This window comes from Clostridium sp. NkU-1 (genome assembly GCA_001312405.1).
Window position 1 is genome coordinate 49,214 of sequence record BBDR01000019.1, and the last position, 13,226, is coordinate 62,439.

The following is a 13,226-nucleotide window of genomic DNA, read 5'->3' on the forward strand; positions in this document are numbered from 1 at the left end:
CTATTCCTCCTGTTATGGAGCCTGTACCTGTTTCAGCATAAAAATCCCTGCCGCCGGAAGCTCCGGAGGCAGGGCATCTGTTTTTTCGTACAAATTCCCCTATGTATATCATAAATGATCACAGGAAAATACTCAATATCAAAACTTCAACAAATCCCACAGCCCGTGCTATGGTGGAAGTGATGGAATAGGTGGCAATCTGATCCTTTACTTCCCCAACTCCCAGAGTCCGGTTTACCACCCAGAAATAGCTGTCATTAAAGTAGCTGAAGAACAGGGAGCCAACACAGCACGCCAGGGCTCCCAGGATGGGATTGACTCCCGCAGGCAGACTGATTTGCTTATCATTACACATTGTAAAAAGAAAGACAGCATAACAGATAAAATTTTATAGTTTCGGTCTTCTTCTTTTTAACAAAACCGTAAGAATAACGATAATAAATAGATTGTTCACAATATAAGTGACATCTGGACCTATCAAAGCTGAAGAAAAACCAGAGTAAAGGATTCCCAATGGAACCAGCAGATTGGCACTAAATGCCAGTAAAGCAAAAAAAACGGCCTTGATATTTTAACGGAATATGAGTTTGCAGGTAGGAACTCAAAGGTACATTTACGCAGGTAGTAAAAAAACCAATTAAAAATTGAAGAAATAAAAACAAATAAAAATATAAAAATTTCATTTGATAGAAAATTATGGATAACCCGCCTGTTGCAATCATCAAACCACTGTTTGCAATAATAAAATAATACATATATTCTTGTAATTTTATTTTTTTATTTTTAAAAATGAAGATACCTGCAATAAATGTCCCAATAATTGCAGACGTTGATGTAAATCCAAATAATGCCTCGGATATGTGATATTTTTGAATTAAAATCCCAGGATTCATCACCTCTTCACTTCCACCTGCAAAAAAGTTCAAAGCCATAATTAAAATAAAAAGACTTAATATTTCCTTATTATTCCGAACAAAATATATTCCATCACCAAGTTCTTTAACCCAATTGGATCTTTCCTGTAAATCACGCTTACATGGAGTATACTGTATAAAACTTTCCTGAACAGCAGATACCATATACAAAATAACCATGATTACTAATATTAGTTTTAATCCCCACAGGCCAAATATGAGCGTCCCCGCTATCGGTGCAATTAATGTTGCCGCATTATCACCAAAACTCTTTACTCCATTATAATTTTCAATCACTTCCAATGGAGCGATTTCGGTGAAAATAACCTTGGAAGCTATCTCAAATATATTATTAATTATATTTATTATAATAGTAAGAAACAATAAAATTCCCAGGTAAATATCGTTTAAACTATTTGTAATAAATAAAATATAATATAAAATCGCTGTTATTAAATCACACAAAATAATAATTTTTTTTCTGTTAAAACGATCCACGACTAATCCCAAAAATGGAGTAACAATAATTGCTGGAATCGCAGTTAAAGTAAAGAATATCCCTGACCAGGCCAAGCTGCCTGAAATGTTCAGTATGAATAATGGTAAAACAATAAGATAAAAGGCTGACCCGAATCTTGAAGTAATTCTTCCTGTAATCAGCAGAATAATGCTTTTTTTATAATTTTTGTTTTCTTTCGCCAGCTGCTTATTGATGAACTTTTCTTTCAACCTTATTACTCCTTAATCCAATATTCAGAACCAGAATCTGTACGTTCTAAAAATCCATATTCAACCAGTAAGCGTCTAATATATGAGTAATCATGATAAATTGTTTTTAAAATTGTATTAATTTCAACTTCACTATAATGTATTTCAGCTGAAAATTTATTTACAATCTCTCCTAAAATTATAATTTTCCCTTTTTGTTTTGCTGGAAATTGTATTATGCTTCCATCTTGGTTTAAATATTTTTTAATTGTTTTTTTTCGTTCTTCTTCTGTTATATCGTAATCATTTTTCATTTCCATTCCTCTTTCTTTATTTATAATGATTTAACTTTTCCAATTCATATATCGAAAAAGTTTCTTTCTTCAATAAACATATCCTCATTGAAAAAAAGAACTTTTTCGAAAGCTTTATACCCTTAAAAGACATTTCCAAAACTTCAAGGTGAATATTTCATTACATAATCCTGATTTTCCAAACTCTCTGCAACTATTTCTTTTTCTTCAAGTTCATTAAGTTTTTCAAGTAATTGTTTGTCCATATTATCACCTCCACTCAATTATATTTATTCTAAAGGTATTAGAACCCTTGAATTAAGCATAATAAAAAACAAATTGTCCAGGTCCTTACCTTTAAAATTAAATTTGATTTTCTTTAACTCCTCTTTTAAGCATTCCAGAGATTGTCCGGTTTTGAAAAAAATCTAATAACAAAAGTGAAAAATCATTAATTTTACACATATCACAGGTAATTACATTTAATAAATATATACCTTCAGAATCATCTGCTTTTTTTACAACAAATTGATCATTTAATATACAATCAGTTTTTTCATAATCTTCAAAGTATTTATCTTTATGACTGCTATTACTGATATTAAGAAAATCAAAATATATCATTTTGTTTATCTCATCTATTAATTTTTCCTGATCATCACTTATTAAATTTTGTAAAGTCATTCCTTTTACCAGATTCTCTATTATATTTTTATATTTATAATCCACATAGAATACAAAATGATTCATACTGTTATATAAAACAACACCTTTGTTATATGAAAAAGCACAATCTTCAATTTCCTGAAAACTGACATTTTCATTAAAAAATATAAATGCATTTTTATTTTGTTTTCTTATGTCATACATTAATTTGGTTTTTGTACTTTTGTATTTTGTTTTATTTATAGAATCCAATATCCATGTTACCTCCGAAACATGCAATCGCTCCGGCAATAACATATATTGTGCAAATAACTTATCTGATTGATGTTCAAATTGATACTTGCTTACCAGCTTTTTACTTGCTTCTGTCGATAAGCCTTCCGCTATGTCAAAAGTAACATTTGTAGATAAATCCCCTCTGTCATCACGATATATTTTACTAATTCTATATTCTTCGGGATGATACCATACATCTGAGCCTATATCCAAACCAAATTCCTGAAATCCTCTCGAGGAATAAGGAACATGATACTTATGCTTTGATTCATGTAAAATCTTAGTGGTATAGTTAATTGACCTCAGAGCCTCAGCCTCTGTCTCGGTAGGAAAACCAGTCATAAAAAACAGATGAACCGGTATTCCTCTTTTTAGGCAGTTATGTATATTCATATCAACCCATTCAATTTTTATATTCTTTTTCATTTTATCCAAAACACGCTGGTTATAGGATTCCAAACCAAATTGAATTTGCCTGCAACCACTTCTATATATTTCATCGCATTTTTCTATTGTCAATGTTGGGCTAAATCTTGTTTCTCCGTGCCAAAAGAATTTTAACTGTTCATGATTTAACATTTCCGCCAGTTCTACCATTCTTCCTGACTCAAAAGTCTCATCAACAAACGAAAATATGCGTGAATGATATTTTGCATTAAGTGCTTTCATATACTAAATTAAACGTCAATTTATCCCGTCCTTTTAGCAAACTTTGTCTCTCTATAATCTCCAATGATTCTTTTACACGTTTGACAGATAAGAGTTCATCATAGAACTCAATATTCAAATCAGCAATGCTTATATCTATGTTTTCCCGTTCTTTTAAATATGATTTTAAAACAGGCAATGCTAAATAAGGTCCCACCGGAGTCCAACCAGGCGGAAAAATAAGTAATTTCTTCATTTTATCCACATATGATGTATTTTAAAGCAAATAACCATACTCTCCTCTCCCTAGTTAATAAAACTCTAAGTATTAGTTTTTAACAGAAACATTCCTAAACTTAAATATACGTTACCACATCCTTTCCTTTATAAAATATTTTTGCAATTTTCGTATGTTTTTTTCACCTGAATGTATAAAATATTTATTTTTATATAATTCCATTTATTTTTCCACCGGATTTAAAAATTTTCTCAAAGTTTGGGGAAACTGTAATTTAACATTTTCTGATTCAGATATAAAACTTTTTATGTTTCCGACTTTTCTGATATCTTATTGTACAATTTTTTTTCGTCAAAGTTCAAAAAAAGTATTGACATTTTAATTTTAATCTCATATACTGTAGCAAAACAAAATGATAAACTGTCGAGCAGGAGTAAGTAAGATTTTTTTCATCATGCACAGAGAGCTTCCGGTTGGTGCGAGGAAGCGTTGATGTCTGGTCTGAATGGACCTGCGAGGGCGGCTTGAAACCGGTTTTATGACCGGAAGTAGATGTCGACGGGTTTCCTATCCGTTATCAAGGGGAGGCACATGTTGGTGTGCTGTAAAGCGGGAGAAGTCTATCTTCTCCAATCAGGGTGGTACCACGGAACCGTAATTATCAGGCTTTCGTCCCTCTTATCCATAGCAGTATGGAGGAGGGACGGAGGCCTTTTTTTATTTCTGCAGACAATGAGCCAGACGCAGGAATACCTGCATTCCTGTATCCGGCAAATTCTGCAAGGGCCAATTACCTCACTGCCTGCTATGAGGTGTCTGCTGGTCAACAGCAAAAAACATGAGTGATAACTAAGAAAGGAGCGTAATAAACCATGAACATCACGCCGGACTGTAAGGAAATCGAAGCCCTTGCCGCTTCCTATCCCGTCATCCCGGTCTGCAGGGAAATATTTGCAGACATTGTCACACCCATTACTCTGCTGCGAAAGATCGCAGCAAACAGCAGCCGGTATTATCTGCTTGAAAGCATTGAGGGAGGCGAAAAGTGGGGACGCTACTCCTTTCTTGGTTATGATCCGGTCCTAAAAGTCACCTTAAAGGATCATGTGGTAAAAATACATCATTACAACCAGCCGGAGGCAGACCAGGTGATCCATACCAGGAAGCCCTATGATGTGCTGCGGGATATTTTAAAGGATTACCGCTCCCCAAAGCTTCCCGGACTTCCCCCCTTTACCGGAGGATTTGTAGGGTATTTTGCCTACAGCATGATCGGCTATGCAGAACCTGTCCTGTCCATAAAAAAAAGGTGCCTGCAATGATTTTGACTTAATGCTGTTTGATACGGTCATCGCTTATGACCATCTGAAACAGAAAATCAGCCTGGTGGTCAATATGAAAACTGACCGGGTCATGGAAAATTACGGGAAAGCCTGCACAAGGCTTCAAAGCATGGCTGCCATGATCGGAGAACATATCCCCCTAAAAAGATCGGCAGTTACAAGCCGTCCTAAGTTCCGGTGCAATGTGACAAAAGAGGAATTCTGTTCCATGGTGGAGCGGGCAAAGGATTATATCGTAAACGGAGACATTTTCCAGGCGGTGCTTTCCAGACAGTTCACAAGCGATTATGAGGACAGTCTTCTCAATGCCTACCGGGTCTTAAGAACCACCAATCCATCCCCCTATATGGTATATCTCTACATGGATGATACTGAAATCATAAGCACTTCCCCGGAAACCCTGGTCCGTTTAAAGAACGGGCGGCTCACCACCTTTCCTGTGGCAGGCTCCAGGCCAAGAGGAAGAGATGAGGAGGAGGACAACAGGCTTTCCAAAGAACTTCTGGCGGACGAAAAGGAGCTGGCGGAGCACAACATGCTGGTGGACCTGGGAAGAAATGATTTAGGGAAAATCGCAGCGTTTTCCACCGTAGAGGTAACAGGATATAAAATGATCCACCGTTATTCCCGGATCATGCACATCTGCTCCCAGGTGGAGGCGGACATTACCCCTGACCGGGACGCCTTTCATGCCATAGAGGCGGTCCTTCCGGCAGGCACCCTTTCCGGTGCTCCGAAAATCCGGGCCTGTGAGATCATTGAGAAGCTGGAAGCAGAGCCAAGGGGCATTTACGGAGGAGCTCTGGGCTACATTGATTTCACCGGAAACATGGATACCTGCATTGCCATACGCATGGCGGTAAAGAGCCAGGGAAAGGTATATGTTCAGGCAGGAGGCGGCATTGTGGCAGACAGCGTTCCTGAACGGGAATACGAAGAATCGGAAAACAAGGCAAAGGCCGTGATCCGGGCCATTGAAACTGCAGGGGAGGTAAATGACTGATGATTCTCTTAATTGACAATTACGACAGCTTTTCCTACAACTTAGTCCAGATGGCCGGCGGCTTAAATCCTGATATCAGGGTCATACGAAACGATGAGATGACCGTGGAAGAAATAAGGGAGACATCTCCCAGCCATATCATCCTCTCCCCTGGTCCCGGCTATCCAAAGGACGCAGGCATTTGCGAGGACGTGGTAAGGAAGCTTTCCGGAACAATCCCCATCCTTGGGGTATGCTTAGGGCACCAGGGAATCTGCGAAGTATTCGGGGCCGAGATCACCCACGCAAGAAAGCTGATGCACGGAAAACAGAGCCTCCTTACCATCGATGCTTCTGATCCCATCTTTCATGGGCTTCCGAAACAGATCCTGGCCGCCAGGTACCACTCTCTCATTGCCGCAAAAGATTCCCTTCCCCATTGCCTGACCGTAATCGGGACCGATGACATGGGGGAAATTATGGCAGTAAAGCATAAGGAATATCCCCTTTACGGGCTTCAGTTCCATCCGGAATCCATCCTGACGCCAAATGGGATTACCATACTTGAAAATTTCTTATCCATTCATATAAAGGAGGCAGATTAAATGATTCAGCAGGCAATCCATGAAGTAATCTCAGGACAGGATTTAAGCTTTGAGGCTGCAAAAGAGGTCATGAACGAGATCATGAGCGGGGAAACCACCCCGGCCCAGATGGCCGCATTTTTAACGGGACTGCGGATGAAAGGGGAAACCATTGACGAGATCACTGCCTGTGCCACGGTTATGCGGGAAAAGGCCTTAAGGCTGGAACCGGACTTTCCTGTCATTGATATCGTAGGCACAGGCGGCGACGAGGCCGGCACCTTTAACATTTCCACCACCACCGCATTTGTAGTGGCTTCAGGGGGCGTTCCCGTGGCAAAGCACGGCAACCGCAGCGTTCCAGCAAAAGCGGGGCTGCTGATGTGCTGGAGCACCTTGGGTGAAGTTAAACCTTACAGCGGAGCAGTCAGGGGAAATATTAAAGAAAACAGGCATGTGCTTTCTCTTCTCCCAGGCCTACCATTCTTCCATGAGATATGCCGGACCGGTGCGGAAAGAGCTTGGGGTGCGGACCATTTTTAATATCTTAGGCCCTCTCTCCAATCCGGCGGGAGCCACCATGCAGCTTTTAGGAGTCTACGACAGGAAGCTGGTGGAACCCCTGGCCAGGTATTAAGCAATCTGGGAGTAAAACGGGGACTGGTGGTGTGCGGAGATGACGGACTTGATGAGGCCACAGTCACAGGCCCCAGCCATGTGTGTGAAATCCGTTTCGGAGAACTGACTCCCTATGAGATCACACCGGAGCAGTTTTCCTTAAAGCGGTGCAGCCTTTCACAGCTGGTTGGCGGCACGCCTGCAGAGAATGCCCAGATCACCAGGGATATCTTAAATGGTAAGCTCCATGGGCCAAAACGGGATATCGTCATCTTAAACTCTGCCTTAAGCCTGTACCTGGGAATCGATGACTGCACCATTTCCCAATGCATCGAAAAGGCGGCTCACCTCATTGATTCAGGAAAAGCCGCAGAAAAGCTTGAAGAGTTTGTAAAAATGACCAGCGAGGTGGCATTATGATACTTGACGTCCTGGCAGCCGCCTCCAAAAAAACGGGCGGAGACGGCAAAAGAAAAAAATCCCCATGAAGACCATGGAGCAACTGGCATTTAAAGCCTTGGAGGCAACAAAGGATAGAGGTCTTTCCTTTCAGCAAAGCCTCTCCTCACCAGGCATTTCCTTTATCTGCGAGGTAAAGCGTGCCTCTCCCTCAAAGGGCCTCATTGCTCCGGTATTCCCCTATGTGGAAATCGCAAAGGATTACGAAGCTGCCGGGGCTGATGCCATTTCCGTTCTCACGGAACCGGAATATTTCCTCGGAAACAACAGCTATTTAACAGAGATCGGCCATGAGGTGAATATCCCTCTTCTCAGAAAGGATTTCACGGTGGATCCCTACCAGATCTATGAAGCAAAGGCCATAGGCGCGGCCGCAGTCCTTCTCATCTGCGCTCTCTTAGATACAAAAGCCCTGAAAGAAGGATTAAGGCTGTGCAGCAGCCTTGGCTTAAGCACCCTTGTGGAGGCCCATGACGAAGAGGAGATCCACTCCGCCTTATCGGCAGGAGCCAGGATCATCGGAGTGAATAACCGGAATTTAAAAACCTTTGAGGTGGATTTTAACAATTGCCTCCGCTTAAGGAGCATGGTTCCCTCTGACGTGCTTTTCGTGGCGGAAAGCGGGATCAAAAGCGGGACTGACATCAGGCTCCTGTCAGAAGCCGGGGTCAATGCCGTACTGATCGGGGAAAGCCTGATGCGTTCCCCTGACAAAAAAAAGAAATCTTAAACGGATTTAAGAGGGCAGCACAATGATTTCCAAAAGAAAACGGATCAAAATATGCGGCCTGACCCGCAGGGAAGACATTCTGGCAGTAAACGCCTTAAAGCCGGATTACGCTGGCTTCGTATTTGCTCCTGGAAAACGCCGTATTACGGGACCGGAGGCAAAGCTGCTTGAGGAGGTGCTGCTGCCGGAGATACCTGCAGTGGGCGTTTTCGTAAACAGCCCCATAGAGGATATCCTGTCCCTTGCAGAGAATAAAACCATTGACCTTATCCAGCTTCACGGCGATGAGGACCGGGATTATATGATGGAACTAAAAAGCCGCCTGGCCCCCGGCCTTCCTGTCATAAAGGCCATACGGGTCCGGCAGCCAGAGGATATGAAGGAGGCAGAGGACCTTCCCGCAGACTTCCTGCTTTTTGATACTTATGCCAAAGGACTCTACGGCGGCAGCGGGAAGACCTTTAACTGGTCCATGATACCGGACATAAAAAAGCCCTGGTTCCTGGCCGGAGGCATCGATGCCTCAAACATAAAGCAGGCCATGAAAACAAAGGCCTTTTGCCTGGATCTAAGCAGTTCTGTGGAAACAGAGGGCAAAAAAAGACCCAAAAAAAATAAAAGAGATCATACAAATAGTAAGGAGTGAACAGCCATGTCAAAAGGAAAGTTTGGACAGCACGGCGGACAGTTTGTCCCCGAAACGCTGATGAATGCGGTAAATGAACTGGAAGAGGCTTATGAGAAATACAGCCATGATGAGGAGTTCTTAAAAGAACTTCAGGATCTTCACAACAAATATACGGGAAGACCCTCTCTGCTCTACTACGCAGAGCGGATGACGAAAGACTTGGGCGGAGCGAAAATCTATTTAAAACGGGAGGATCTAAACCACACCGGCTCCCACAAAATCAACAACGCCCTGGGCCAGGTCCTTCTTGCAAAGAAGATGGGAAAGACCCGGGTCATCGCTGAAACAGGGGCCGGGCAGCACGGCGTTGCCACTGCTACCGCTGCCGCTCTCATGGGAATGGAATGTGAGGTCTTCATGGGAAAAGAGGATACGGACCGTCAGGCCTTAAATGTATTCCGCATGGAGCTTTTAGGCACAAAGGTCCACGCTGTAACAAGCGGCACCCAGACCTTAAAGGATGCGGTAAACGAGACCATGAGGGAATGGACCAGCCGGGTGGCTGACACCCATTATGTTTTAGGGTCTGTCATGGGCCCTCACCCATTTCCCACCATTGTCAGGGACTTTCAGAGCATCATCGGCAAGGAGGTACGCACACAGCTAAAGGAGGCAGAAGGAAAGCTTCCTGACATGGTGATCGCCTGCGTGGGCGGAGGAAGCAATGCCATGGGAATCTTCCATGAGTTTGTAAATGAGCCTTCCGTGAAGCTGGTGGGCTGCGAGGCCGCAGGACACGGCATTGAAACAGGAAAGCACGCGGCTACCATTACCACAGGCTCTCTTGGAATCTTCCACGGCATGAAGTCCTATTTCTGCAGGATGAGTACGGCCAGATCGCCCCTGTGTTCTCCATTTCCGCAGGACTTGATTATCCGGGCATAGGGCCGGAGCACGCGGCACTTCATGATTCGGGAAGAGCTGACTACGTCTCTGTTACAGACCAGGAGGCTGTGGAAGCCTTTGAATACTTATCCCGTCTGGAAGATCATTCCTGCCATTGAAAGCGCACATGCAGTCGCCTATGCCAGAAAGATCGCTCCTTCCATGGAAAAGGAAAATATCATTGTCATTAATTTATCCGGGCGGGGCGACAAGGATGTGGCAGCCATTGCCCGTTATAAGGGGGTTGAAATCTATGAGTAGAATAAGTGAAGTATTTTTAAGGGGAAAGGCATTTATCCCATTTATTACGGCAGGAGATCCTGACCTTGCCACCACAGAGGAGCTGGTTCCTGCCATGGCTTTAGCCGGAGCGGATCTCATTGAGCTTGGAATCCCCTTTTCTGACCCGATCGCAGAAGGGATCGTGATACAGGAAGCCGATATGAGGCTCTGGCATCAGGAACCACCACGGATAAGCTTTTTGCTTCTGTAAAACGGATACGTGAAAAAACCGATGTTCCTCTGGCTTTTATGACTTATATCAATCCTGTTTTCGTCTATGGAAGCGAACGGTTTATAAAAAATGCGGCGGAATGCGGCATTGACGCCCTGATCGTGCCGGATATGCCCTTTGAGGAACGGGAGGAACTGCTGCCCTTCTGCAAAACATACGGGGTCGAACTGATTTCTCTCATCGCTCCCACTTCAAAGGAGCGCATTCGGGCCATTGCATCAGAATCGGAAGGATTTATCTACTGCGTTTCTTCCATGGGCGTGACCGGAGTGAGAAATGAAATAGGCACCGATATCAGTGAAATGGTTTCCCTTGTAAAGGAGGCAAAGGATATTCCCTGCGCCATTGGCTTTGGCATCTCCACACCGGAGCAGGCAAGGGAAATGAGCAAACATGCGGACGGCGTTATTGTGGGCAGCGCCATTGTGAAAATCGCCGCAGAATATGGAAAAGACTGTGCAGGGCCTGTCTGCGACTACGTAAGGGAGATGAAGGCCGCCATATCCGGCTGACATCCGGTTCGGGATGTTTTCCTTGACAAGCAGGAAGGGGAATGCTACACTAGTGCCACAAGAGGGAGCTCGTAGGCGGGCTGAGAGGAAGTCATCAACTTCGACCTTTATAACCTGATTTGGGTAATGCCAACGTAGGGATTCATATAGGATGATTGCATAGTTCCGAGCCTATACCTGTTGGTATAGGCTCTTTTTGCGCGCAATGAGCCCTTACAATCCCTCCGCTTACGAGACAAAGGAGGAACAATCATGAATTACACCACACAAATGGATGCCGCAAGAAAAGGCATTCTGACAAAGGAACTGACAGCGGTAGCTGAGCACGAGCAATGGGAGCCGGAAAAGCTCCGGGAACTGGTAGCGGAAGGAAAGGTTGCCATTCCGGCCAATAAGAACCACAACTGTTTAAAGCCCAGCGGGATCGGCTCCATGCTGAGAACAAAGATCAATGTGAATCTGGGGACCTCCAGGGATTTGAATGACCTGGACATGGAGCTAGAAAAAGTAAAGGACGCAGTTCTCATGGGGGCAGAGTCCATTATGGATCTAAGCTCCTTTGGGGATACCCGGAAATTCCGCAGGAAGCTGACGGCCGAATGTCCGGCAATAATTGGCACGGTTCCTATCTACGATGCTGTTGTTTATTATCACAAGCCCCTTCGGGAAATCACCGCCGAGGAATGGATACGGATCGTGGAAATGCACGCGGAAGACGGGGTGGACTTTATGACCATTCACGTTGGGATCAACAAGCAGACGGCCAGGAGATTCAAGGAAGCAAAACGGCTGACCAACATTGTTTCAAGAGGCGGGTCTATTATCTTTGCCTGGATGGAGATGACCGGGGAGGAAAATCCCTTTTATGAGCATTATGACCGGATTTTGAAAATCTGTCAGAAGCATGACGTGACCTTAAGCCTGGGAGACGCCTGCCGGCCGGGGTGCTTGGAAGATGCATCTGATATTTCCCAGATCGAGGAGCTGGTGACGCTTGGGGAACTGACAAAAAGGGCATGGGAGAAAAATGTACAGGTAATTATTGAAGGCCCCGGCCATATGCCTTTGGATCAGATTGCAGCTAATATGAAAATACAGCAGACAATCTGCAAGGGTGCGCCCTTTTATGTTCTGGGACCCCTTGTCACAGATATTGCGCCGGGATATGACCATATCACCGCTGCCATCGGAGGAGCGGTGGCCGCTGCTGCCGGAGCGGCATTTCTCTGCTATGTGACTCCTGCAGAGCATTTGAAGCTGCCGGATGGGGCAGATGTAAAAGAAGGAATCGTTGCCGCCCGGATTGCTGCCCATGCGGCTGATATTGCCAAAGGCATCAGGGCGCCAGGGAGTGGGATCATAAGATGAGCAATGCCAGAAAACGGCTGGATTGGGAAGCCATGTTCCAGTTATCCATTGACCCGGAAAAAGCCAGACGCTACCGGGCAGCGTCAAAACCGGAAAAAGAAGATACCTGCTCCATGTGCGGCAATTTCTGTGCCATGAAAAATATGAACCGGATTTTAGACGGGGAGATCGTCAATATTTATGATGAATGATAGCTTATGAAAATTTTTAAATTACATAAACAGGAGGAATTTTCATGAATGATCGAATATCACCTACTATTTGCAGCAATTCTTCTGCCGCCTCCAGAGTACGGATAAAAAAGCTGGTGGTCAGCGGAATGCTGACAGCCCTTACGGTAGCCCTCTCCGGCTTTTCCATTCCGGTGGGAGCTTCTAAATGTTTTCCAATACAGCATCTGGCAAATGTCCTGGCAGGGGTGTTCTTAGGACCTGTCTACGGCGTTTCCATGGCTTTCTCTGCTTCTCTTATACGGAATCTTATGGGAACCGGAAGCCTGCTGGCCTTTCCGGGAAGCATGGCAGGTGCATTTCTCGGGGCTTGTCTGTTTCAAAAGACCAGGAAGCTTTTGCCGGCTTATCTTGGGGAAGTGATTGGGACAGGGCTCATCGGAGGCCTGCTCTGCTATCCGGTGGCAGCCCTTCTCATGGGAAAAGAAATAGCCGTCTTTTTCTTTGTAGTTCCATTTTTCATGAGCACCCTGTCAGGAACCGTACTGGCTGCGGTCTTACTTGCAATGCTGCGCCGCCTTGGCCTGTTTTCCTATTTTGAGCGGCTCATCAACGAATAGGGGGAGACGG

10 protein-coding genes, 5 pseudogenes, 1 riboswitch and 1 other annotated feature are annotated in these 13,226 nt (G+C 44.1%); of the genes and pseudogenes, 10 read left to right on the top strand and 5 right to left on the bottom strand.

Features of this window, described 5'->3' with window-relative positions:
- Nucleotides 1-118: 118 nt before the first annotated feature.
- From JCM10519_RS21155 to JCM10519_RS21175, 5 genes are all read right to left on the bottom strand, one after another.
- Entirely contained in the window at nt 119-355 is a 237-nt protein-coding gene (locus JCM10519_RS21155) for a hypothetical protein (RefSeq protein WP_054741646.1), read from the bottom strand.
- 178 nt (nt 356-533) lie between these two features.
- The gene (locus JCM10519_RS21160) at nt 534-1,643 is read right to left on the bottom strand and encodes an MFS transporter (protein WP_054741648.1); all 1,110 of its coding nucleotides are present in this window, start codon (nt 1,641-1,643) and stop codon (nt 534-536) included.
- A gap of 5 nt (nt 1,644-1,648) precedes the next feature.
- Complete coding sequence (locus tag JCM10519_RS21165) at nt 1,649-1,936, bottom strand: DUF2087 domain-containing protein (protein ID WP_054741650.1); 288 nt, start codon at nt 1,934-1,936, stop codon at nt 1,649-1,651.
- 342 nt (nt 1,937-2,278) lie between these two features.
- Nucleotides 2,279-3,526: a radical SAM protein gene (locus tag JCM10519_RS21170; protein WP_347845048.1), complete on the bottom strand. Its 1,248-nt coding sequence runs from the start codon at nt 3,524-3,526 to the stop codon at nt 2,279-2,281.
- On the bottom strand, nt 3,513-3,761 hold the full coding sequence (locus JCM10519_RS21175; RefSeq protein WP_347845049.1) for a hypothetical protein: 249 nt from the start codon (nt 3,759-3,761) through the stop codon (nt 3,513-3,515). Before JCM10519_RS21175 ends, JCM10519_RS21170 begins: the two co-directional genes overlap by 14 nt.
- A gap of 396 nt (nt 3,762-4,157) precedes the next feature.
- Nucleotides 4,158-4,423 (top strand) — a binding site (T-box leader).
- A gap of 192 nt (nt 4,424-4,615) precedes the next feature.
- Here JCM10519_RS21175 and JCM10519_RS21185 point away from each other — a divergent pair.
- The 10 genes and pseudogenes from JCM10519_RS21185 to thiW all read left to right on the top strand — a co-directional run bounded on the left by JCM10519_RS21185 (nt 4,616) and on the right by thiW (nt 13,216).
- Nucleotides 4,616-6,089: pseudogene (locus JCM10519_RS21185) on the top strand (anthranilate synthase component I family protein).
- Nucleotides 6,089-6,673: a gamma-glutamyl-gamma-aminobutyrate hydrolase family protein gene (locus JCM10519_RS21190; protein WP_054741658.1), complete on the top strand. Its 585-nt coding sequence runs from the start codon at nt 6,089-6,091 to the stop codon at nt 6,671-6,673. The pseudogene JCM10519_RS21185 and the gene JCM10519_RS21190 overlap by 1 nt, the downstream one beginning before the upstream one ends.
- Nucleotides 6,674-7,195: a hypothetical protein gene (locus JCM10519_RS32725; protein WP_347845050.1), complete on the top strand. Its 522-nt coding sequence runs from the start codon at nt 6,674-6,676 to the stop codon at nt 7,193-7,195. It abuts the gene before it with no gap.
- Nucleotides 7,107-7,690, top strand: a pseudogene (trpD, locus tag JCM10519_RS32730) (anthranilate phosphoribosyltransferase). Before JCM10519_RS32725 ends, trpD begins: the two are co-directional and overlap by 89 nt.
- 64 nt (nt 7,691-7,754) lie before the next feature.
- Nucleotides 7,755-8,459, top strand: coding sequence for an indole-3-glycerol phosphate synthase TrpC (trpC, locus tag JCM10519_RS21200; protein ID WP_347845051.1), 705 nt, complete (start codon nt 7,755-7,757; stop codon nt 8,457-8,459).
- A 22-nt stretch (nt 8,460-8,481) separates the two neighbouring features.
- Complete coding sequence (locus JCM10519_RS21205) at nt 8,482-9,105, top strand: phosphoribosylanthranilate isomerase (protein WP_347845052.1); 624 nt, start codon at nt 8,482-8,484, stop codon at nt 9,103-9,105.
- Between the two features lie 6 nt (nt 9,106-9,111).
- A pseudogene (trpB, locus tag JCM10519_RS21210) lies at nt 9,112-10,293 on the top strand (tryptophan synthase subunit beta).
- Nucleotides 10,286-11,058: pseudogene (trpA, locus tag JCM10519_RS21215) on the top strand (tryptophan synthase subunit alpha). Before trpB ends, trpA begins: the two co-directional pseudogenes overlap by 8 nt.
- A gap of 51 nt (nt 11,059-11,109) precedes the next feature.
- A riboswitch (TPP riboswitch) is annotated at nt 11,110-11,216 on the top strand.
- Between the two features lie 94 nt (nt 11,217-11,310).
- Nucleotides 11,311-12,617, top strand: a pseudogene (thiC, locus tag JCM10519_RS21220) (phosphomethylpyrimidine synthase ThiC).
- Between the two features lie 44 nt (nt 12,618-12,661).
- A complete protein-coding gene (gene thiW, locus JCM10519_RS21225) occupies nt 12,662-13,216 on the top strand; it encodes an energy coupling factor transporter S component ThiW (protein ID WP_054741660.1) in 555 nt (184 codons plus the stop codon).
- Nucleotides 13,217-13,226: the final 10 nt, after the last annotated feature.

Bases quoted from the DNA above. Each gene is read 5' to 3' on its own strand.
- JCM10519_RS21170 (WP_347845048.1), bottom strand. From the start codon at position 3,526: ATGAAAGCACTTAATGCAAAATATCATTCACGCATATTTTCGTTTGTT.
- thiW (WP_054741660.1), top strand. From the start codon at position 12,662: ATGAATGATCGAATATCACCTACTATTTGCAGCAATTCTTCTGCCGCC.
- JCM10519_RS21205 (WP_347845052.1), top strand. From the start codon at position 8,482: ATGATTTCCAAAAGAAAACGGATCAAAATATGCGGCCTGACCCGCAGG.
- JCM10519_RS21165 (WP_054741650.1), bottom strand. From the start codon at position 1,936: ATGAAAAATGATTACGATATAACAGAAGAAGAACGAAAAAAAACAATT.
- JCM10519_RS21190 (WP_054741658.1), top strand. From the start codon at position 6,089: ATGATTCTCTTAATTGACAATTACGACAGCTTTTCCTACAACTTAGTC.
- trpC (WP_347845051.1), top strand. From the start codon at position 7,755: ATGAAGACCATGGAGCAACTGGCATTTAAAGCCTTGGAGGCAACAAAG.
- JCM10519_RS32725 (WP_347845050.1), top strand. From the start codon at position 6,674: ATGATTCAGCAGGCAATCCATGAAGTAATCTCAGGACAGGATTTAAGC.
- JCM10519_RS21175 (WP_347845049.1), bottom strand. From the start codon at position 3,761: ATGAAGAAATTACTTATTTTTCCGCCTGGTTGGACTCCGGTGGGACCT.
- JCM10519_RS21155 (WP_054741646.1), bottom strand. From the start codon at position 355: ATGTGTAATGATAAGCAAATCAGTCTGCCTGCGGGAGTCAATCCCATC.